This window comes from Bacillus sp. 7894-2, from assembly GCF_002272225.1.
In the GTDB taxonomy this organism is placed as follows: Bacteria; Bacillota; Bacilli; order Bacillales; family Cytobacillaceae; genus Cytobacillus.
The window spans coordinates 76,648-99,467 of sequence record NZ_NPDG01000099.1 but is presented as its reverse complement, the minus strand read 5'-3'; the positions used below and the strand labels follow the sequence as shown (position 1 = coordinate 99,467).

The following is a 22,820-nucleotide window of genomic DNA, read 5'->3' as shown; positions in this document are numbered from 1 at the left end:
ATATTGGTGAAACGAAAATAGCTGAGCGGGTTATCAATACCTGCTCAGCCTTCTAACCTTTTAATGGGCTACCGCAACAGGAATGTACAGCACTTGCCCTTCATAAATATCCTGATTAATTTCCAGATGATTCACCCTTAAAAGCTGCTGGGACGGTATGTCATACCTTTCAGCAATGGCATCAATTGTATCGCCGTTCTGCACAATGCAAACCTTGAGTTTAACCTGTTCTTCTGACTCTTCCTTGCGCGCAAAAAACTCAGTTAACGACATGCTTTTCTTTTTGGAGAGTTTCTTTTTCTTAGCTTCCTGTTCTGATGAGGATGATTCCTCGGTTTCCTCACCAGTTTCCTGTGCAGCTGCCTGGACAGGTTTCTTTTCAAAAGAGGGGCTATCCGATTCGGATGCTTCCGTCATTTGATAAATTTCCTGTGCAGTTGGCGGTTTTTCCTCTTCACTTCGCTGAGAAGAGAAAGATACTTCCGGCGCAGTTTTCTGCGTCTGTTCTTCTTGTGGCTGCTCTTGAGTTACTTCAAGCGCTGCCGGCACTGCAGGTTTGATGACTTCCTGCTCTTCCGCTTCAGGCTGCTTTCTTGCTTCTGCCTCAAATGGAATATATACCTCAGCTGTTTCCAGATGCTCTTCCAGCTGTTCCTCTTCCCGAATATCTTCCTCGGCAACAGCGAAAACCTGTTCAGCGGATACCTGTTCCTCTCTTTCTTCCTCCTGCTCCTGTTCTTCCTGCTGATAAGACGGCCATTCCTGCAGAATCGGCTCTTCTTCCTCTGTCTCCTCCACCGCTTCAGGAGATCTGTACAGAGGCTCTAAGTCTTCAGTTTCAGGTTCAGGTTCTTCCTCCCACACTTGAACAGGCACATGCTGCTGATCACCATATAATCCTGTAATCGTTAAATTAGCTGTCAGCTTCATACAGCTTCTTTCCGGCAGAACATAATCGAAGGACTCTACCGCAACGTCAATATCGTAAATATTTTGGATTCTATTATTCGGAATGGTGATATCGACAGGAAAATAATGTTTGAATTCACAAATTCCTTCTCCCCGTTCTTCGATTGTCTGAACGAACTTGGTTACTGCAAAATCCTCTTGTTCTTCCTCGGATGCTTCTTCTTCGCTGCGTCTATACTCACCTGCCAGTTCCAATGCTCCCTGGATTGTTACATATTGATCGCTTTCCTGAATTGTTATATTGGGGTCTAACGAGATGGAAATCAGGTCTGATACTTCCTGTCCTTTTTGAAACCATACTGATTCTTCTAAAGAAAATCGTAAGCACGATGGATTCCCCTGAGACAAAGCGACTCCTCCCTTCGAATCTTTGCGTTTAATCACTATGTCATTAACAATCCTATGAGGGATGAGGGTACTTTATGATTAGAAAAATCACGCTTTAAGGGAATACAAAAAACACTCATCTAAAATGATGAGTGTCAGGTTTTGCTTATTTTAATTTGGAGAATGCCTGTTCAGCAGCCAGGATCGTTTTTTCGATATCCTCATCTGTATGTGCAGTAGAGAGGAAGAGTCCTTCGAATTGGGATGGCGGCAGGAAGACTCCCTGGTTTGCCATTTCCCTATAATATTCCGCAAAAAATTCAAGGTTGGATGTTTTAGCTTTTTCATAGTTAATAACGTCTTCATTTGTAAAGAAGATGCCGATCATGGATCCGGCACGGTTGATGGTGTGCGGGATATCATATTTTTCAGCAGCTGCCTTAAGCCCTTCTTCCAGTCTGTCTGCTTTTCTTTCAAATTCTTTGTAGGAATCCGGTGTCAGCTGGCTTAAAGTCTCAAAACCTGCTGTCATGGCAAGAGGATTTCCTGATAATGTTCCTGCCTGGTAAATTGGGCCGCTTGGTGCAATCTGCTTCATTATTTCAGCTTTTCCGCCATATGCACCGACTGGGAGACCGCCGCCAATAACTTTGCCAAGGCATGTAATGTCCGGTGTCACCCCAAAATAGCCCTGCGCACAATTGTAGCCAACGCGGAATCCGGTCATTACCTCATCAAAGATAAGCAGGGATCCGTTTTGCTCTGTAATTTCTCTTAAGCCTTCAAGGAAGCCCGGCTGTGGAGGAACAACTCCCATATTTCCAGCTACCGGCTCCACAATCACACCTGCAATATCATCTCCGAATTGCTCGAAAGCATATCTTACACTTTCAAGATCATTATAAGGAACTGTAATCGTGTTTTTAGCTACACCTTCAGGCACTCCCGGACTGTCTGGCAGCCCCAGTGTTGCTACACCGGAGCCGGCTTTAATTAAAAGGGAATCGCCGTGGCCGTGATAGCAGCCTTCAAATTTCATGATTTTATTTCGGCCAGTGTATCCTCGTGCAAGTCTTAAAGCACTCATGGTAGCTTCTGTTCCGGAAGAAACCATCCGAACCACTTCGATGGAAGGAACGCGCTCAATAACAAGCTTGGCAAGCTCATTTTCAATTTCAGTTGGAGCTCCGAAGCTTGTCCCCATTTCAGCAACTTTCTTAATACCCTCGACCACACGTTCGTTTGTATGACCCAGAATTAAAGGGCCCCAGGACAAAACATAATCGATATATTCATTGCCATCGATATCGTAGATTTTTGAGCCGCTTCCGCGTTCCATAAAAATGGGATCCATATTAACCGATTTAAAGGCACGTACAGGAGAGTTTACTCCTCCAGGCATCAATTCGCTTGCCTCTTTAAAAGCCTTGTTAGATTTTTCATAAGATCGCATGTCATCCCTCTTTTCTATTTAATAAGGAGTTTCATTAACTAATGATCTGCAGTTTTATTCTTATTCTTTAATCCACCTTGCCGCATCTTTTGCATGGTAAGTAATGATTAAATCACTTCCTGCACGCTTCATGCCTGTAAGCATTTCCATAACTATTTTTTGTTCATCTATCCAGCCGTTTTGTGCCGCAGCTTTAACCATTGAATATTCACCGCTTACATTATAAATCACAATTGGCAGATTGATGTTGTTCTTAACGTCCCGTACAATGTCCAAATAAGGCATTCCCGGCTTAACAATCAGGAAGTCTGCCCCTTCCATTAAATCAGATTCAGCTTCGCGCATGGCTTCCATTCGGTTGGCAGGATCCATCTGATATGCCTTTCGGTCGCCAAACTGCGGTGTGCTGTCAGCTGCATCACGGAAAGGACCGTAGAATGCAGATGAATATTTAACTGCATAGGACATAACAGGGATATCTTCAAATCCGGCTTCATCAAGACCTGCACGGATGGCTGCTGTAAACCCATCCATCATATTTGATGGGGCAATAATGTCTGCTCCTGCTCTAGCCTGGCTTACAGCCGTCTGCACAAGCAGTTCCAGAGATGCATCATTCAGCACTTCCCCATTTTCAATTAAACCGCAGTGGCCATGGTCGGTATACTCGCAAAGGCAAGTATCAGCAATAATGATGACTTCCGGAAATTTAGCTTTAATAAATCTTGTAGCTTCCTGTACGATTCCATGATCATGATAAGCCTGCTGCCCGCATGCATCTTTCTCTTTTGGAATTCCAAATAAGAGAACGGATTTTATTCCAAGAGAAACGACTTCGTTCATCTCCTCTTCGAGATGATCCAGCGATAGGTTGAAGATGCCCGGCATTGAAGGTATTTCTCTCTTAATGCCTTCTCCTTCAGCCACAAAAATCGGATAAATTAAATCCTCTGTACGCAAGAAGTTTTCACGGATAAGCGCTCTCATATTCGGACTTTTACGAAGACGTCTATGCCTGTTAAATTGAAGATCCATTAATTTCCCCTCCTGGTTTCTGCTAAGTATCTAATAATGCTCTTAAGCATGCTATGTACTGTATATTCTTCCGGAACTGCATGTACCTGCAGGCCATACGCCTCTGCACGTTCTTTAGTCACAGGACCGATGCAGCCCACCACACTGTCTTTTACAGCAGTCAGAACTCCAAGCTCCTTAACAGCCTCCATAAAATGATCCACTGTGGAAGGACTGGTAAAAGGAAGAATGTCTAACCCTTTTCCTGAAAGCTGATCTCTTAACAGACTGATGCTTTCACGTGGAAAAACAGTTTTATAAACAATAACTTCATCAACTCTTGCACCCTTTTCCGAGAGAGATGCTGCAATATAGCCACGTGCCAGATTTCCTTTAGGGATCAATACCTTCATCCCTTTTTCTACTAATGGCAAAAAATCTTCAGCAAACACTTCAGCAACATATTCTCCGGGCACAAACTGCACCTTTAATCCCTTGTCAACAAGCACTTTTTTAGTTTTCTCACCGATAACCGCTATTTTAGGGAAGTGGCTGCTTAGACTAAAATTATTAAAAAAAGCATCCACAGCAGTTTTGCTGGTGAATATCACCCAATCATAAGTATGAATTTCCTTATGGGCCTGAACTAAAGCTTTATTCCGTAAAGGCTCGAAAGCAATCAGGGGGATCTCAACCGGCATCCCCCCATAGCTTCGTATAAGAGCTGAAAAGGACTGAGCCTGTTTTTTCCCTCTTGGCACCAGAACATTCATGCCTTCTAAAGGGGAAGTCCCTTTCATTGCCCGTCAAGCTCCTCTTTTACCCTGTCGATAAGCGCTTTAGCTCCCTGGCCGGTTAACTTAACAGCCACCTTATCACCAAGTTCTTCAGGGTTTGAACCTTTTAGGGTCTCCTTATAAATCACTTTACCATCAGGGGAGCCTACAAGTCCTGTTAACTCCAATTCCCCTGTTTCATTAATTGTTGCAAACCCTGCAATCGGAACCTGGCAGCCGCCTTCCATCTTATGCAGGAACGCACGCTCTGCACGCACAGTCTGGTTCGTCTCAGGGCATGTGAATTTATCCAGCAATGCCCGAAGCTCTTTATCACTTTCACGGCACTCAATGGAAAGTGCTCCCTGGCCCACAGCCGGCACACAGATTTCAGGCTCCAGGAATTCCGTAACAACATCCGATGCCCAGCCCATCCTGGATAGACCTGCTGCCGCAAGAATGATCGCATCATATTCTTCCGTTTCCAGTTTGGATAATCGGGTATCTATGTTTCCTCTGATCCACTTAATCTCGAGATCCGGACGCTGCGCCAGAAGCTGAGCCCCTCTGCGCAGGCTGCTTGTTCCAATTACAGATCCCGGCTTTAGGTCATTCAGTTTGATATGCCCTTTTGAAATGAGTGCATCCCGATGGTCTTCTCTTTCCGGAATGCTTCCAATTGTCAGACCTTCAGGAAGAACAGCAGGCATATCCTTCATGCTATGTACAGCCATATCAATTTCCTCATTAAGCATGGCCTGTTCGATTTCCTTTACGAATAAACCTTTTCCTCCGACCTTTGAAAGGGTAACATCAAGAATTTTATCACCTTTTGTGACAATTTCCTTTACTTCAAACTCAAAGGATGGATCAATGTTTTTCAATTGGCTGATCACCCAGTTGGTCTGAGTTAATGCCAGCTTGCTTCGTCTTGAACCTACAATTATTTTTCTCATGACAGCCTCCTGCAATTATGTCTGGCAGCGAACAGCCGCCTCCGTTTTTCTTTGTCCAGCTTCGGCTCCTAGCCCCTCGAGGTCATAAGCTGTTCTGCTCTGCGGCAAATTGCGCCGCGCCGCAGACCATCTTATGCTTGTCGGGGCTGGACAGTCGCCTCCGCTTTTCTATGAATACCAAAAATGGAATGATGAAAGTTTGCCGAATAAAAAGAAGTTAATTAATACAATTAAAAATGATGCTAAATTCCAGAGTGCTAAAGATTTTCCATATAAGCCCTTTCCGACTTTCATATAGAGATAAATACTATATAAAGCCAGGACAATGAATGAACCGATTACCTTGGAGTCATACCAGACCATATGCGGCAGCTTAATGTATGCCCACTGGATGCCTAAAATTAAACTTATCATCAGCATAGGTACACCGATTACATTTAATACATAGGACATATGTTCAAGCTTCGACAAATCCGTTATCCTGAGCAGTCTCGTTCCCCACTTTTTCCTTTTCAGCAAATCATATTGAATAAGATACAGCAATGAAAAAACAAAGGAGAGCGAGAACGCTCCATATGAAAGTATCGCAACTGTAATATGAATGAGCAGCAGTTCAGATATGAGCTGCTGCGCTTTGACAGCCGAATCAATCTGCACAGGTGCGAATGTATGGATCGCCATTATGATAAAGCCAAGAACATTTGTAAAAAAGACGATAAAATCAACTCTGAGCAGCCTGTTAATTCCCAAGGAAAGAGTGATAAGAACCCAGGCATAAAAATACAGGCCCTCAAAAATGGTCAATACGGGAAATCTTCCTGTATTAATCATATAAAGTATTAGGAACACCGTTTGAAGCACCCATACAAATGCAAGTAACCAGAAGGCAACTCTATTCGCCTTCCGGTTATGATGAAGAAAATCAATAAAATATAATAAGACACATAAGGCGTACAGAACCACCGTGAATTCATGCAGCCGTGTCATATAGATGTCAAACATGGACAGAACCCCTTTTATGATTGAAAGGAAGTCTGCTGTGATTGAGCGAATGCGTGCTTTGGTTTAGCTGCTGCGTGCACGTTCTGCTGATCTGAAACAAGTTCTTCTATATTAAAGATTTTTACAAATAAATCTAATGCCTGTTCGGAATCTTTCTGCCCAGCCATTTCTTTAGCTTGTAAAATAGGATCTTTTAATAGCTGATTGATAATGCTCTTTGTATGCTTGTTCAGCACTTTTTTATCACGATCACTCAAATGCGGCAGCTTTCTTTCAATGCTTGTCATGGTTTCACTCTGTATAGCCAGTGCTTTCTCACGCAAGGCAGAAATGACCGGAACAACACCAAGCAGGTTCAGCCATTGCTTGAACTCAACAATCTCTCCTTCAATCATCAGCTGAATCTTTTCGGCTGCCTTTTTACGCTCCTGAAGGTTCGCTTCAACAATGCCTTCAAGATCATCAATATCATAAAGGAAAACACTGTCCAGGTCTGCGAGTTTCGGATCCAGGTCTCTTGGAACAGCAATATCAACCATAAATAGAGGCTTGCCTTTGCGCATTCTTTCTGCGTAAGCCATCATATCTTTTGTGACAACAAATTCTTTTGCCCCTGTAGAACTGATTAAAATATCAGCTTCAACAAGAGCACATTGAAGCTCATGCAGTGTTTTTGCCTGGCCCGCATAACGGCTTGCAAGATTCTGCGCTTTTTCAAATGTACGGTTAATAACCGTTACTTTGCTGGCTCCGTTGGCATGAAGATTCTGGATTGCCAGCTCACCCATTTTACCGGCTCCTAATATTAGAACATGTTTATTTTCAAGTGATCCAAAAATCTTCTTAGCCAGTTCCACAGCTGCATAGCTGACAGAGACTGCATTTGCCCCTATTTCCGTTTCGGAGTGTGCACGCTTAGCAATCGTTACTGCCTGCTTAAACAAGTGGTTAAAGACGGTACCGGTTGAATTTTCCGATTGAGCTCCCAGAAAACTGGACCTTACCTGTCCTAAAATCTGTGTCTCGCCAAGGATCATGGAGTTTAGGCCGCATGCTACTTTGAATAGATGCTCCATGGCCCCATCCCCTTCATAAATGAATAGGAATGGCGAAAATTCATTCTGATCCATATTGAAATGTTCTGCCAAAAATTCCTTTATATAATAGCGGCCAGTATGAAGCTGGTCCACAACTGCATAAATTTCGGTCCGATTGCAAGTAGACAGAATGACATTCTCTAAAATGCTTTTTTTGTCATTTAAAGTCTTCATTGCCTCGCCCAAATGTGAAGGATTAAAGGTTAGACGTTCACGGATTTCAACAGGGGCAGTTTTATAGTTAAGACCGACGACTAAGATATGCATTGAAATTGACACCCCCAGAATTATTGCCTAGTTCATTAATATTAATTATATCATTTCTATTTTTTCAATTAATGCTTAAATGTGAACAGATAATGAACACATATGATACTATATTTTAAACAGGAGCCTTGTATAAGATAATCTTAAAATAGACAAATACTCCCTTATGTACAGTAACAAAAAATCTTGCCGGATTCAAGTGAACCTTATTGGAAGTGGTGTTTTTCATGAAAAATCAGCGTATTTTCCCCGGAATTATTTTACTCGGATTTGGAGCCTACTTTTTTCTCCAGCAGAGCGGATTTACTGCCTTACAGTCTTTTTATTCCTGGCCGACTCTTCTAATTATCGTCGGAGCAGCCTTTTTAATTCAGGGATATGGCGCAAGGGATTATGATTCCATATTGCCAGGGGTTATTTTAACCGGATTTGGCCTGCATTTTCATGTGGTGAACCGCCTCGAAATTTGGCCGGATCATATTGGTACATTCATTCTTATAATTGCTCTCGGCTTCCTCCTTCGGCATCAGAAAACAGGCGCAGGATTATTCCAGGGCATCTTATTCTTAATTCTTGCCGCATTGCTCCTGTTTTATGACAGAGTAGCTGAGTGGATGGGACTTCTTGACAATGGTGTTTCGGATGTTTGGCAGTTTTGGCCAATCCTGTTAATGCTAATTGGATTATATTTTTTATTATCAAAGAAAAAATAAAAGACAGGGATATTTTACTTTTCCCTGTCTTTTACCATTCAAACTGTTTAGAGAACCGAATCCAAGAAATTTTTGGTTCTCTGCTCTTTTGGATTATTAAACAAATCCTCCGGGTGTCCCACTTCTACAATTCTTCCGTCATGCATATAGACAGCCCAGTCTGCCACTTCTCTTGCAAAGCCCATTTCATGCGTGACGACGACCATTGTCATGCCTTCGAGGGCCAGTTCCTTCATTGTGGAAAGCACTTCCCCCACCAGCTCCGGATCCAGTGCAGATGTCGGCTCATCAAAAAGCATAATATCGGGCTTCATAGCCAGTGCCCTTGCAATGGCTACACGCTGTTTTTGTCCGCCCGAAAGTTTTGATGGGTACACATTCTCCTTGTCAGAAAGCCCAACTTTTTTTAATAGTTCCTGGGCATCTTTTTTCACTTGGTCCTTAGGAAGCTTTTTCACATGCAATGGTGCTTCCATCACATTTTCGAGAACAGTCTTATGAGGAAATAAATGAAAATGCTGAAAGACCATTCCTACTTTTTCTCTTACTTTATTTAGGTCATGTGTTTCTTTCTCAACCTTTTCACCCTCAAAAATGATATTGCCGCTATCCTTTAATTCAAGAAAGTTCAGGCAGCGGAGCAGTGTGCTTTTTCCGGACCCGCTGGCACCAATCAGGCAAACAACATCACTTTCCTTCACTGTTATGTCAATATCTTTCAGGACATGGAGATCCCCGAATGATTTGTTCAATTTTTCTACCTTGATCATGTACGATTCACTCATTCCTCATTCCTCCTCAATCACTGCTTGCCATTCTTTTCTCAATCACATTTACAAGGATGGAGAAAATAAGCACAAGTACTAAATAGTAAACAGCTACGATCAGCAAATAGCTCATGTAGTCATATTCATTGGAACCATATGTTGTAGCCACGTTAAAGAGCTCGTACATGCCGATGAAGGAAGCCAGTGAGGAATCCTTCAATGCAATGATAAACTGATTCCCAAGAGGCGGCATAGCCCGTCGGAATGCCTGAGGAAGAATGATTCTTCTCATCGCAAGGCCGGCAGTCATACCCAGTGAACGTCCTGCTTCCATTTGACCTTTGTCGATGGATTGAATGGAGCCCCTGAAGATTTCGGCTATATAAGCACCGTTGTGAAAAGCAAGTCCTAGCACAACCGACCAAAACTGTGAAATATCCAGAGCTGTCAATCCGAAATAGAAAATGAATATCTGGACAACAAGAGGCGTTCCCCTCACAAGAAAAATATAGATGTCTGCAATCCATTCCAGAACTTTCACTCTTGATATCTTTAAAAAAGCAAAAAACAACCCTATAAAAATAGCAATAAACACTGATACAATGGTTAATTGAAAGGTTAAGAGCATCCCCTTTAAAAATACGGGATATGTATCAATAAACTTTGTAAATAAATCCACAAAAATCCCCCTTCAGATGGCAATTTCATTTTGTGTAAAAAAACAAAACAGGCGAATGTCTGATACACATCCGCCCGCAATGTTATTCCTTCTCAGGATCAACTGTTATATCTTCACCGATATATTTTTTGCTGATTTCTGTGAGTGTTCCATTCTCGCGAAGTGTTTCAAGAGCTTCATTCACTTTTTCGAGCAGCTCTTTATTATCCTTTGCAACTGCAATTGCCTGCTCACTGCGGCCAAGCAGCTCTTTGCCTTCAATTTTCATTCCGGCGCCAATTGCTTCTTTGCCTGTAACAAAATCAGTGATAACAGCATCATGTTTTCCCTTGCTCAATGCTTCCAGGGCGACCACATCACTGTCATAAAACTTAATGTTGTCTGTCACTTCCTCTGCATTTGAAGTATATGTAGATCCTTTTGATACTGCTATCTCCTTGCCTTCAAGATCTGACAGTGTCTCAATCGTGCTATCCGGTCGCACATATATTTGCGGGCCTGAATAGTAATATGGAGTTGAAAAATTGACTGCTTTTAAACGTTCTTCGGTAATGGTGTGGCTGGCTACCGCTGCATCAAAACGGCCTGACTTAACTCCCTCCACTATACCGCCGAACTTAAATTTATTCTGAACCGGTTCAAGTCCGAGTTCTTTTGCTACAGCCTCTGCTACATCAATATCAAAGCCGCTCATGCTTCCATCATCATTTGTGTAACTAAAAGGTTTGAACTCTCCCGAAGCCGCATATGTAAATTTGTCTTCGTCTACTAGATCCATTCCGCTTTTAGACGCTTCCTCTGATCCGCATGCAGCCAGGACCAATACAAAAGCAGCTGCCATGATTCCTTTTAACCAATATCTCACTAGTCTAAATTCCCCCTTCAGTATCTCTCTTTTTTATGTGCCCTTTAACTCTATCACTATTTATGAATATTCTCAAAATTCATATTTTATGATAATTTATGAAATAAAAGTATATAAGCTGTTCTCATTAACTGATCCTCTATAGACTCCAACATAACCCCATATTCTCCTGTATCCTTTATATTCCTTACCTTTCGACAAAATTAATATCCAATTAATTCCTAATGTATAGTGATATACAGGGTATCTCAAATACCCTTTTCCAGGACGAAAGACCTGAATGAAGAAAACAAAAAATCCCGCTGCAAATGCTGCGGGATTTTTTATTACATATAGCTTTTTAATGCCGACCAGGCCTGGTCTTTCCCATAGCCTGTTTCAGAGGAAAACATAATGATCTGATCATTCGGATCGATATCCAATGTTTCTTTCGTGATTTTCATATGTTTTTGCCACTTGGATTTCGGTATTTTATCCGCTTTTGTGGCAATCACCACACAGGGAATTTCATAATGCTTTAAAAAGTTGTACATCATGACATCGTCACTTGAAGGGGGATGGCGCAAATCAACAATCAGCACAACTGCTTTCAACTGCTCTCTGTTTGTTAAATATGTTTCTATCATCTTTCCCCAAGCTTCACGTTCCTTTTTGGATACCTTTGCATACCCGTAGCCCGGAACATCAACAAAGTGGAGTATTTCGTTAATAAGGTAAAAATTCAGGGTTTGTGTCTTCCCCGGCTTAGAGGATATTCTGGCAAGTCCTCTTCGATTAAGCATTTTATTAATGAAAGAAGATTTGCCGACGTTCGAACGGCCGGCCAGGGCAAATTCGGGCAAATGACTTTCAGGATATTGATCAGGCTTAACAGCACTGATGACTATTTCTGAGCTGGTTACTTTCATGCTTGTGCACCGCCATTCAGGGCATGTTTCAAGACTTCGTCCACATGTGATACCAAAACGAAATCAAGTTCTTCCCTGATGCTTTCAGGGATATCTTCAATGTCTTTTTCATTATCTTTAGGGAGGATGATCTTCGTCAATCCTGCACGATGGGCGCTCAAAGATTTTTCTTTCAAGCCGCCAATAGGAAGCACCCGGCCTCTTAACGTAATTTCCCCTGTCATTCCCACTTCTTTACGTATTGGTTTTCCTGAAAGAGCAGAAACCAGGGCAGTTGTAATTGTTATTCCGGCAGATGGGCCGTCTTTCGGGACAGCACCTTCAGGAACATGAATATGAATATCATGCTTTTCATGGAAATTCTCATCAATGCCAAGTTCTTTTGCTTTTGAACGAACATAACTGAATGCCGCTTGAGCAGACTCTTTCATTACATCCCCCAGTTTGCCTGTAAGAACGAGCTTTCCTTTTCCGGGAGAAAGGGATACTTCAATTTGAAGGGTATCGCCGCCAACTGTTGTATAGGCAAGACCTGTCGCAACGCCAACCTGGTCTTCAAGCTCAGCCTGACCATAGCGGTATTTTGGCTTTCCAAGAAACTCTTCAGCATTTTTTGTGTTGACAATCACTTTCTTCTTTTCCCCGGATACGATAATTTTAGCCGTTTTTCTGCAGATAGTAGCCAGCTGGCGCTCCAAACCGCGGACTCCAGCCTCACGAGTATAATAGCGGACTACCTTCTGAAGTCCATCCTCGCGAATCTGAAGCTGGGATTTTGATAGACCATGCTCTTTAATTTGCTTAGGCAGCAGGTGGTCTTTAGCTATGTGAATCTTCTCCTGCTCTGTATAGCCTGCAATCGTGATAATTTCCATTCTGTCCAGCAGCGGGCCAGGGATTGTGCCAAGATTATTGGCTGTGGCTATGAACATGACCTTTGAAAGATCATAGGTTTCTTCAATGTAATGATCACTAAAATTATGGTTCTGTTCAGGGTCTAAAACTTCCAGCATCGCTGATGAAGGATCCCCGCGGAAATCAGAGGACATTTTGTCGATTTCATCAAGCAGGAATACAGGATTAATCGTCCCTGCCTTTTTCATGCCCTGAATGATACGGCCAGGCATGGCACCAACATAAGTTCTTCTATGTCCGCGAATCTCAGACTCATCCCGGACTCCGCCGAGGGATACACGGACGAAATTGCGGTTCAGCGATGTTGCAATAGAACGCGCAAGACTTGTTTTACCGACACCTGGAGGCCCTGCCAGGCATAGGATTGGTCCTTTAAGGGAGTTCGTCAGCTTTTGCACTGCGAGGTATTCCAAAACCCGTTCTTTTACTTTTTCCAGGCCATAATGGTCTTCATTCAGGATTCTCTCGGCCCTCTGAATATCCAGGTCATCTTCTGTTGACTTCGACCAGGGCAATGTGACAAGCCACTCAATATAATTGCGGATAACCGCGCTTTCGGCTGAACTGGATGGAACCTTTTCATAGCGATCCAGTTCTTTTAAAGCGGTAAGCTGGACATGATCAGGCATGCCGGCGTTTTCAATCTTTTCCGTCAGCTCAGCGATTTCTCCTGTCTTGCCTTCCTTATCCCCAAGTTCTTTTTGGATTGCCTTCATCTGTTCACGCAGATAATACTCCTTCTGCGTGCGTTCCATTGATTTTTTCACACGCTGGCCAATCTTTTTCTCAAGGTTCAGAACTTCTTTTTCATTATGGATGATTTCAATAACCTGATTCATGCGCTCTTTAACATCAATGGTTTCAAGTATTTCCTGTTTTTCCTTCAGCTTTAAAGGCAAGTGGGAAGAAATGATATCTGCCATACGTCCCGGCTCTTCTATATCTGCTACAGAAGAATAAGTTTCAGCTGATATTTTCTTCGATACCTTTATGTATTGCTCAAAGTATTCAAGCATAGTCCTCATCAATGCCTGATCTTCTACGTCCTTTTTCTCAGGATCCTCAAAAACCTTCACACTTACGGAATAATGTTCAGTTTCGTCCTGAAAATCAATGATTTCCGCTCTCTTAAGCCCTTCAACAAGAACACGGATTGTACCGTTTGGAAGCTTGAGCATCTGCTTGACACGTGTGAGCGTGCCCATTCCATATAGATCATCTTCTGATGGTTCATCTATAGATATATCCTTTTGTGTTGTTAAGAAAATTAAATGGTCATCTACCATTGCTTTTTCCAGAGCCTGAACCGATTTCTCCCGGCCTACATCCAAATGCAGAACCATGGTCGGATAAACCAGCAAGCCCCGAAGCGGCAGGAGGGGGACGATGATTTCTTTCTTTTTCGCCATTCCATTGCACCTCCAAAATGCATCTTTTTAACCCCATTATTGCTAATAATTTCTTTGTACAATTCTATCGCATTTAAATAGCAGTGTCTATTAAAGAGAAAAAGCCGTATTTCAATGATATTCATTTATAATTACACTTTATCCTTCTTTACGCAAATAAAACTTCGGTTTGTAGCCTAAACTGCAAACCGAAGTTTCTGACCGCGATTAGCGGAGGCGTTTATACAGCGGGCTTTCAGCAACTGCAAACCGGGCCACACATCATATGCTTTCTTTTTTCTTTAATTCGATTGAAGCAGTTACAGCCTGCTCTTTAAGATACTCTTTGTGAAGCGATGCCTCAAATACCTCATTCAAATGAGATACCGGGATGATCTTAATTCCTGTTATCTCCTTTAAGATGGATTGCATATTTTCTTTTGGGATGATTACTGTCTGTGCTCCCGCTTTCTTGGCTGCCTTCACCTTTGGATAAACGCCTCCTATTGGCTTGACATACCCATGAATGCTGATTTCCCCGGTCATGGCAACAGTATTGTCAACTGGCCTTTTATAAATGGCAGAATAAATTCCTGTCGCCATAGCAATGCCGGCAGAAGGACCGTCAATTGGAACTCCGCCAGGGAAGTTGACATGAATATCATATTCATCGGCCGGGACGCCCATCGATCTCAGAACGGTAATAACATTTTCAATTGAACCCCTGGCCATACTTTTTCTCCGGATTGACTTTCCCTGGCCGCCAATGCTTTCTTCTTCCACTATGCCTGTAATATTAATGCTGCCCTTTTCTTTTGCAGGAATCACAGTAACTTCAATATCAAGCAGAGCGCCTGTGTTCGGCCCATATACCGCCAGGCCGTTGACAAGGCCAACAGCAGAATGGGTATTGATTTTTCTCTCCATTCTCGGTGAAAGCTGACTCGATTGGACAACCCACTCAATATCTTCATCTTTTATGTAATCACGGTCCTCAGTGATTGCCAAACCCGCAGAGATTTGAATCATATTTACCGCTTCGCGTCCATTTCTTGCATAATTAGCAAGAATGCCAAGCCCCTTTTCACTAACAGCGACATTGACCTTTGCAGAAGCCTTTCCAGCTACAGCTATGATCTCTTCTTCAGCTAATTCCCTGAAAAATACCTCCATGCATCTGGAGCGAATGGCTGGCGGAATTTCATTAGGAGTTCTGGTAGTTGCACCGATCAGGCGGAAGTCCGCAGGCAGGCCATTTTTAAAAATATCATGAATATGGGTTGGTATTTGAGTGTTTTCTTCATTATAATAAGCGCTTTCCAGAAAGACTTTCCGGTCTTCAAGCACCTTCAGGAGCTTGTTCATCTGAATGGGATGAAGCTCGCCGATTTCATCAATAAAAAGGACACCGCCATGTGCATTTGTAACAGCACCCTGTTTAGGCTGCGGAATTCCCGCCTGTCCCATCGCCCCTGCCCCCTGATAGATAGGATCATGAACAGAACCTATCAGGGGATCCGCAATACCCCTCTCATCAAATCTCGCAGTAGTGGCATCCAGTTCGATAAAAACAGAAGCTGCCTTAAAGGGTGATTTTGCATTTTTCTTGGCTTCTTCAAGAACCAATCTGGCCGCAGCCGTTTTTCCCACGCCCGGTGGACCATAAATAATAACATGCTGAGGATTGGGTCCGCACAATGCTGCTTTCAGAGATTTAATTCCATCTTCCTGCCCCACAATGTCAGCAAAACTGGATGGACGAACTTTTTCTGATAAAGGTTCAGTTAATGAAATGGAACGCATCTTTTTTAATACATCCATTTCCTTCCTTGATTCACGGTCGATAGAAACTTTCTGTGTACGCTGGCTCCTAAGCAAATTCCAAAAATATAGCCCAATGACAATTCCAAAAAACAATTGGATAAATAAAGCGATCCCCGTCCAACTCATTGTGTTCCCTCCTGCATTATTGTTCTCGTTAATAATGCTAGTATCTCCCTGACTGAGTTGGAATAAACAAGGAATTCATTTAAAAGTAAGGTAAGAAAAAGGGTCGGAAAGGTGCAAAAAAATGGCCATGCCCCACCAGGGACTGGCCATTTTTTAAATTACGCTGAAGTCTTGCGCTCTTCTTCTACGACTGTACCGTCCTCCAAAACAAGCTTGGGAGAACCGTTATCGATAACCGTTTCTTTGGTAATAATGCATTTTTTTATATCTTCGCGTGATGGAAGATCAAACATTACATCAAGCATGATTCCTTCAATAATGGAGCGCAGTCCGCGGGCACCTGTTTTTCTTTCAATTGCTTTTTTAGCAATTTCTTCAAGTGCGCCTTCTTCAAAATCAAGCTCAACATTATCGAGTTCAAGCATTTTCTGATATTGTTTGACCAGTGCATTTTTAGGTTTAGTTAAAATCTCAATTAAAGCCGCTTCATCAAGCTGGGAAAGGCTTGCAATAACTGGAAGACGTCCAATAAATTCAGGAATTAATCCGAATTTCAGCAGGTCTTCAGGAAGCACTTTTGCAAGAAGATCCTTTGGCTCGATTTCTTTTTGATTCTGGTCGGAACCAAAGCCAATTACCTTTTGGCCTAAACGGCGTTTAATAATTTGCTCAATGCCATCGAAGGCTCCGCCGCAAATAAACAGGATATTGGTCGTGTCAATCTGGATAAATTCCTGATGAGGATGCTTGCGGCCGCCTTGTGGCGGGACGCTTGCAACTGTTCCTTCAAGAATTTTCAACAGCGCCTGCTGCACACCTTCACCTGATACATCGCGAGTGATGGACGGATTTTCCGACTTACGTGCAACTTTATCAATCTCATCAATATAAATGATTCCTTTTTCGGCCTTTTCCACATCATAATCTGCAGCCTGAATAAGCTTTAGGAGAATATTTTCAACATCTTCCCCGACGTATCCGGCTTCAGTTAATGATGTCGCATCTGCAATGGCAAATGGAACATTAAGAATACGTGCCAATGTCTGAGCCAGCAAGGTTTTACCGCTTCCAGTCGGCCCGATCATGGCAATATTACTTTTAGAAAGTTCAACTTCATCAATTTTGCTGTTGGAATTGATGCGTTTATAGTGATTATATACTGCAACAGACAGCGATTTCTTCGCCTGCTCCTGGCCAATTACATATTCATCCAGAATATCGCGGATTTCAGCCGGTTTTGGCACATCTTTGAACTCCACTTCTTCTTCTGTTCCCAGTTCTTCTTCCACAATTTCAGTGCAAAGTTCAATGCATTCATCGCATATATATACTCCAGGCCCAGCAACAAGTTTGCGGACCTGATCCTGTGTCTTGCCACAGAAAGAACACTTCAATTGCCCTTTTTCATCATTAAATTTAAACAAATCCTTCACCCCTTGAAAAAACTTCAAAACGATATATAAAGCTTGCGAAATCACATGCAATTAGTTCTTTATTCAGCCATAGAAAGGTTAGTAATTAAAGCGGATGATGTGCCATTGCACTTGAAGACAGGCCTCTTTAATCATTCACTCTTTTGAAAAAATCAAAACCTTCAGCAGTTATGTATTGCATTGTAACACATTTTTACAGTGGACAGGAAATGATAACTCTTAAAACATTTCAATTATGTATGCATGCATGTGATGGGATTTCACAAAGATAAACCAGGCTGAATTTTATATGTACTTTCATAAGCTTAACCAAAAATGGCTAAATTAAGTCGGCCCTCTGGACCGATAATTAAATTATCTATTTATATGTATTTGTATTCCTGTCCATGTGCAATATGCCGTAAAACTTTTCACCAGGCAAAAGGTACAAGGGAGATTTTCATTATGTATGGTCTTGATGGTATAAAACAAGGCACGATAAACTCGCGCCTTGTTTCTTATAAAGGGAGAAAATTTTCTGCTTTCGAAGCTAGAATGCTGTCTAGCTCCGCCTCCTTGCCCCTCGAGGTCATAAGCCAAATTACTACTGAGGTTTAACAACCTCCTCCGTAATTCGTCTTATGCTTGTCGGGGCAGTGCAGTCGGCTCCGCTTTTCTTTTATTATGCAACAGTCTTGCTATTTTCCACAAGGAAATCTACTGCTTTTTTAATTTGAAGATCTGCTTTTAGGCCTTCAAGGCTTCCAAGAGCTTGTGTGATCTGCTCAGCAGACATGTTGTACATTTCTGTCATTTTGTTCAGTTCTTCTGAAACTTCTTCATCGCTTACTTCGATGTTTTCAGCTTTTGCTATTGCTTCAAGAGTCAGGTTAACGCGAACGCGCTTTTCAGCTTCCTCTTTCATTTGCTCGCGTAAAGCTGCTTCATCCTGTCCAGAGAACTGGAAGTATAGTTCAAGGTTCATGCCTTGCATTTGAAGACGCTGTTCGAACTCCTGCATCATGCGGTTAACTTCAGTATCAACCATTGCAGCCGGGATTTCCATTTCTGCATTAGCAGCTGCTGCTTCAACAACAGTGTCGCGGACATGGTGCTCAGCTTCATGCTTTTTGCTTTCTTCTAAGCGAGTTTTAATTTTTTCTTTTAATGCATCCAAAGTTTCAACTTCTTCGTCTGCATCTTTAGCAAACTCATCATCCAGCTCAGGAAGCTGTTTTGTTTTGATTTCATGTAAAGTTACTTTGAAAGTTGCAGGCTTACCAGCTAGCTCAGCTGCGTGGTATTCCTCTGGGAAAGAAACTTCGACATCCTTAGATTCTCCAGCAGCAGTACCAATCAGCTGCTCTTCAAATCCAGGGATGAATTGTCCTGAACCAAGTTCTAAAGAGTAGTTCTCAGCTTTTCCGCCTTCGAAAGCTTCACCATCAACGAATCCTTCAAAGTCCATAACAACTGTATCGCCGTTCTCCGCTTTGCCTTCTTCTTTAACAGCCAGCTCAGCTTGTCTTTCCTGAAGGGAAGTTAACTCATTGTTAACATCTTCTTCTGTAACGCTTGTTTCAAGCGGTTTAACTTCAAGGCCTTTGTATTCGCCAAGCTTTACTTCAGGCTTAACAGTTACTGTAGCTTTGAAGATAAGGCTTTTGCCTTTTTCGATTTGCTCAACATCGATTTCAGGGCGATCAACAGGCTCAATGCCAGTTTCATCAATTGCATTAGCATATGCTTCCGGAAGAAGATAATCCACTGCATCCTGGTATAAAGATTCAACTCCGAAACGCTTTTCAAACATTCCGCGAGGCATTTTTCCTTTACGGAATCCCGGTACGTTTACTTGCTTAACTACTTTTTTGAATGCAGCGTCTAAACCTTCGGTTACTTTCTCTGCATCTACTTCAATTGTAAGAACTCCGCGGTTCCCTTCTAACTTTTCATATTTAGCAGACATACAATCATTTCCCTCCAAAAATCTATTATCATTTCATTCATGACAGAATGTTATGAATATCTCTTGTTTTTCAAGCCATATCCATTTAATAAAAATGTATATATACACATAATACAACCATTATATTATAACATACACTCCCTGTCTTTCAACATTGAAGGCTAAATATTGGGATAAGAAATTTCTTCTATCTTTCTTATAAAGGCAAGAGCCTCTTCAATTTCCTCTTCAGGAGCATCATAAATATCACCAAGCTTGCTTATCGAACTGTTTAAGCCATGATACTCATTTGAAAGCATATGGTATGCCGCAGCCCAGGACACAGCATTCTCCGGCGGGGCTTCATGCGGATAAAGCAGGAAGAAGTGTCTTTGTGCAATGCTCTTTGTATTTTCAAATAGTACCGGATCTTCCTGTTCGAGCTGATTCTCCAGTTTATTGACTATCTTTAACAGCATGGGCTGCTGATGAACAGGTGGCAGTTCAGCAGGATTTACCCGCAGGCTCTTATCAAACTTCCGAATCGTTACATATTTTTCATACCCATGCTCAGAAAGTACATTTAACAGCATCGTTTTAAAAAAAGGATTTCCATCCTCCGCTTCCAAATAGGCTTTAATATCTTCGAGATAAGGCCTGATGTTATGTTCTGCCAGCTGTGCAGCAATCTGCATTTGTTCATGCTGATCCTGGTAGGAAAACAGATTGAGTTTCCTGCTGTTAAATTCCTCCAGATCGGGTGCTTCGATCTCAGTTTCAGAAGGTGAAGCAGCCATTTTTCTGCTGAACTCAAGCATTCTGCTAAAATGCTCAAATTTTTCCTTCGGGATCTCTCTTTCTTCAAGCAAAACCTCGATCGTTGCTGCAATCTCCCTGTATTGGTGCAGCTGCACAAGGATCATTAAATAAAGATCCATTACTTGTATGTAATCCCCTATGCCTGTCTGGAGCATTTTATTGGCCAGTTCTTTTGCCTTTTCCAAAGCTCCGACTTCATAATATGCCAAAACGAGCCCAATATGAACATCCGTATTCTCAGGCTCCATATCCAGCGCTTCTTCAAAGAACCGGATTGATTCTTTATACCTTTTCTGCTGAAAGGACTCAAGCCCCTTTTCCAGCAGCCGTTTCTCAAGGCCGGGAAATAGAATGATTTTATTTTTTTGTTTTTTCTGTTCCCGCTTTCCCATGCTAAAACCGCCTCAACTATTATTTTTGAAGTTAGTGTAGCATGAAATAGCTCAAAAACAAAAAGATTCATGGTTTCATGCCATGAATCTTTCACAGGTGCCTACTGCACCGCAAACCGTTTTTCTTCGAAACTTGAAATGCTGCTTTCCAATTGAAGAGTAATCTCTATTTCATCCCAGCCGTTTATCAGCATTTTTTTCCAGTATTCATTAATTGTGAATGATGCTGAAAAATTATATTCATCTTCAACTATTCCATTCTGCAAATCAACCTTCAGATCATACGGCTGGTTTTGGGATCGTTCGAGCAAATATTCGACCGTTTCTGCCGGCAGAGTGATTGGCAGAAGTCCATTTTTTAAGCAATTTTGATGGAAGATGTCCGCAAACGAAGGGGCAATAATTACTTTGAAGCCATAATCCCCTAAAGCCCATGGCGCATGCTCCCGGGAAGATCCGCAGCCGAAATTTTCATTTGCAATGAGGATGGAAGCACCCTGATTTTCAGTCTTATTCAGCTCAAACTCCGGGTTAGGCAGCCCTTCTTTCGTATATCTCCAGTCATAAAAAAGATATTGTCCAAATCCTGTTTTCTCAATTCTTTTTAGAAATTGCTTGGGAATGATCTGATCAGTATCCACATTGGCTCTATCCATTGCAGCTGCTTTTCCCTGAAGTGTTTTGAATCCGCTCATTTAGTTCTCCTCCTTCTTAATGGACAGTCTCTGCACTTAGCAAAGCACCTACGTCCACAAAATGTCCGTATATAGCTGCCGCTGCCGCCATTAAAGGGCTGACAAGGTGTGTTCTGGCCCCTGACCCCTGTCTTCCTTCAAAATTACGATTTGATGTCGACGCACAATGCTCGCCGTTTGGCACAATATCATTATTCATGCTCAAACACATGCTGCAGCCTGATTCCCTCCATTCAAACCCAGCCTGCTTAAAGATAAGGTCCAGCCCATCTGCCTCTGCCTGCTTCTTGACCTGCTGTGAGCCTGGTACAACAAGTGCGCGGACATGGGGATGAACCTTTTTCCCTCTAATGATTTCAGCTGCCAGTTTCAGGTCTTCCAGCCGGGAATTCGTGCAGGACCCGATAAAAACGTGCTGAATTTGAATGTCTTCAATTTTTTGGCCTTCCTGCAGTCCCATATATTCCAAAGCTCTTGATAGTGATTTTTGTTCAAGCTCGTTTTTGCATTCCTCAAGTTTTGGAATTTGTTCATTCACCTTGGAAGTCATTGATGGATTTGTGCCCCAGCTGACCATAGGCGCAATATCTGCAGCATCAATTTGAATGGTTTTATCGTATTGCGCATCAGGATCAGATACAAGCTCCTTCCAATTCCCGACTGCATCCGCAAATCCGGCTCCTTTTGGCGCATACTTTCGTCCTTGAAGATACGCAAACGTTGTTTCATCAGGACTCACAAGCCCCGCCTTTGCGCCTCCTTCAATGGACATATTGCAAATCGTCATTCTTTCTTCCATTGACATTTTTGCAATTGTCTCCCCGCAATATTCAATAATATGGCCTGTGCCAAAACCAATTCCATTTTTAGCAATAATATAAAGGATGACATCTTTAGCAGTGACACCTTTTTTCAGCTCGCCGTTTATCTCCAGTTTTAATGTTTTAGGCTTGCTCTGCCATAACGTCTGGGTAGCCAGGACATGCTCAACTTCACTTGTGCCGATGCCGAAGGCTATTGATCCAAAAGCTCCATGAGTGGATGTATGGCTGTCCCCGCAAACAATTGTCATGCCTGGCTGAGTAAGCCCCAGCTCCGGCCCAATCACATGAACAATACCCTGTTCAGGACTTTCCAGCCCGGCAAGAGGGATGCCGAATTCCAGACAGTTTTTTTCCAAAGTGGTCATTTGGTTTAATGCAACAGGATCATTGATGACTTTTCGGTTATCAGTAGGAACATTATGATCAACTGTAGCAAACGTTTTATCAGGCCTTCTCACTTTCCTGCTTTTCATTCTTAAACCGGAAAATGCCTGAGGGGATGTAACTTCATGTACTAAGTGGAGGTCTATGTACATCAAATCCGGCTTTCCTTCTTCCCTGTGGACTACATGCTTTTCCCAAATCTTATCTATTATTGATTTTCCCATTCTGCTCGACTCCTTTTTAAAAGAAACACGGCCGATGATGGCCGTGTCTCAAGTTTAAAATCAGCTGAACCAGTGC

At 42.3% G+C, this 22,820-nt stretch carries 19 protein-coding genes; 1 reads left to right on the top strand and 18 read right to left on the bottom strand.

What is annotated here, in order from left to right; genetic code table 11:
• Positions 1-60 precede the first annotated feature (60 nt).
• The 7 genes from spoVID to hemA form a co-directional block, all read right to left on the bottom strand.
• A complete protein-coding gene (gene spoVID / locus CHI10_RS15045; RefSeq protein WP_095245047.1) occupies positions 61-1,317 on the bottom strand; it encodes a stage VI sporulation protein D in 1,257 nt (418 codons plus the stop codon).
• Positions 1,318-1,462: 145 nt separating this feature from the next.
• Positions 1,463-2,749, bottom strand: a complete 1,287-nt coding sequence (gene hemL / locus CHI10_RS15040) for a glutamate-1-semialdehyde 2,1-aminomutase (protein WP_095245046.1) — start codon at positions 2,747-2,749, stop codon at positions 1,463-1,465.
• 60 nt (positions 2,750-2,809) lie between these two features.
• A complete protein-coding gene (gene hemB, locus CHI10_RS15035; protein WP_095245045.1) occupies positions 2,810-3,784 on the bottom strand; it encodes a porphobilinogen synthase in 975 nt (324 codons plus the stop codon).
• Positions 3,784-4,563 carry a uroporphyrinogen-III synthase gene (locus CHI10_RS15030; protein ID WP_095245044.1) on the bottom strand — a complete coding sequence of 260 codons (780 nt, stop codon included), beginning with the start codon at positions 4,561-4,563 and terminating at the stop codon, positions 3,784-3,786. Before CHI10_RS15030 ends, hemB begins: the two co-directional genes overlap by 1 nt.
• Positions 4,560-5,495, bottom strand: coding sequence for a hydroxymethylbilane synthase (gene hemC, locus CHI10_RS15025; protein ID WP_095245043.1), 936 nt, complete (start codon positions 5,493-5,495; stop codon positions 4,560-4,562). Before hemC ends, CHI10_RS15030 begins: the two co-directional genes overlap by 4 nt.
• A gap of 168 nt (positions 5,496-5,663) precedes the next feature.
• The gene (locus CHI10_RS15020; RefSeq protein ID WP_076257332.1) at positions 5,664-6,497 is read right to left on the bottom strand and encodes a cytochrome c biogenesis protein; all 834 of its coding nucleotides are present in this window, start codon (positions 6,495-6,497) and stop codon (positions 5,664-5,666) included.
• 14 nt (positions 6,498-6,511) lie between these two features.
• Positions 6,512-7,861 (bottom strand): glutamyl-tRNA reductase, encoded by a 1,350-nt coding sequence (gene hemA, locus CHI10_RS15015; protein WP_095245042.1) that lies wholly within the window; start codon positions 7,859-7,861, stop codon positions 6,512-6,514.
• A gap of 227 nt (positions 7,862-8,088) precedes the next feature.
• Between hemA and CHI10_RS15010 the strand changes: the two genes are divergently transcribed.
• A complete protein-coding gene (locus CHI10_RS15010; RefSeq protein ID WP_095245041.1) occupies positions 8,089-8,574 on the top strand; it encodes a LiaI-LiaF-like domain-containing protein in 486 nt (161 codons plus the stop codon).
• A 47-nt stretch (positions 8,575-8,621) separates the two neighbouring features.
• On the opposite strand, the gene CHI10_RS15005 is transcribed toward CHI10_RS15010, so the two are convergent.
• From CHI10_RS15005 to leuC, 11 genes are all read right to left on the bottom strand, one after another.
• The gene (locus CHI10_RS15005) at positions 8,622-9,359 is read right to left on the bottom strand and encodes an amino acid ABC transporter ATP-binding protein (RefSeq protein ID WP_095245040.1); all 738 of its coding nucleotides are present in this window, start codon (positions 9,357-9,359) and stop codon (positions 8,622-8,624) included.
• 13 nt (positions 9,360-9,372) lie between these two features.
• A complete protein-coding gene (locus CHI10_RS15000; RefSeq protein WP_076257328.1) occupies positions 9,373-10,020 on the bottom strand; it encodes an amino acid ABC transporter permease in 648 nt (215 codons plus the stop codon).
• An 82-nt stretch (positions 10,021-10,102) separates the two neighbouring features.
• Positions 10,103-10,885: a transporter substrate-binding domain-containing protein gene (locus tag CHI10_RS14995; RefSeq protein WP_095245039.1), complete on the bottom strand. Its 783-nt coding sequence runs from the start codon at positions 10,883-10,885 to the stop codon at positions 10,103-10,105.
• A 326-nt stretch (positions 10,886-11,211) separates the two neighbouring features.
• Complete coding sequence (gene yihA / locus CHI10_RS14990; RefSeq protein ID WP_095245038.1) at positions 11,212-11,793, bottom strand: ribosome biogenesis GTP-binding protein YihA/YsxC; 582 nt, start codon at positions 11,791-11,793, stop codon at positions 11,212-11,214.
• Positions 11,790-14,117 (bottom strand): endopeptidase La, encoded by a 2,328-nt coding sequence (gene lon / locus CHI10_RS14985; RefSeq protein ID WP_095245037.1) that lies wholly within the window; start codon positions 14,115-14,117, stop codon positions 11,790-11,792. Before lon ends, yihA begins: the two co-directional genes overlap by 4 nt.
• Positions 14,118-14,378: 261 nt before the next feature.
• Positions 14,379-16,046: an ATP-dependent protease LonB gene (gene lonB / locus CHI10_RS14980; protein ID WP_095245036.1), complete on the bottom strand. Its 1,668-nt coding sequence runs from the start codon at positions 16,044-16,046 to the stop codon at positions 14,379-14,381.
• 158 nt (positions 16,047-16,204) lie between these two features.
• A complete protein-coding gene (clpX, locus tag CHI10_RS14975; RefSeq protein ID WP_095245035.1) occupies positions 16,205-17,470 on the bottom strand; it encodes an ATP-dependent protease ATP-binding subunit ClpX in 1,266 nt (421 codons plus the stop codon).
• A 670-nt stretch (positions 17,471-18,140) separates the two neighbouring features.
• Complete coding sequence (gene tig, locus CHI10_RS14970; RefSeq protein ID WP_095245034.1) at positions 18,141-19,427, bottom strand: trigger factor; 1,287 nt, start codon at positions 19,425-19,427, stop codon at positions 18,141-18,143.
• Positions 19,428-19,588: 161 nt separating this feature from the next.
• Positions 19,589-20,617 carry a tetratricopeptide repeat protein gene (locus tag CHI10_RS14965; RefSeq protein ID WP_095245033.1) on the bottom strand — a complete coding sequence of 343 codons (1,029 nt, stop codon included), beginning with the start codon at positions 20,615-20,617 and terminating at the stop codon, positions 19,589-19,591.
• 101 nt (positions 20,618-20,718) lie between these two features.
• Positions 20,719-21,312, bottom strand: coding sequence for a 3-isopropylmalate dehydratase small subunit (gene leuD, locus CHI10_RS14960; RefSeq protein ID WP_095245032.1), 594 nt, complete (start codon positions 21,310-21,312; stop codon positions 20,719-20,721).
• A gap of 16 nt (positions 21,313-21,328) precedes the next feature.
• On the bottom strand, positions 21,329-22,744 hold the full coding sequence (leuC, locus tag CHI10_RS14955) for a 3-isopropylmalate dehydratase large subunit (protein ID WP_095245031.1): 1,416 nt from the start codon (positions 22,742-22,744) through the stop codon (positions 21,329-21,331).
• Positions 22,745-22,820: the final 76 nt, after the last annotated feature.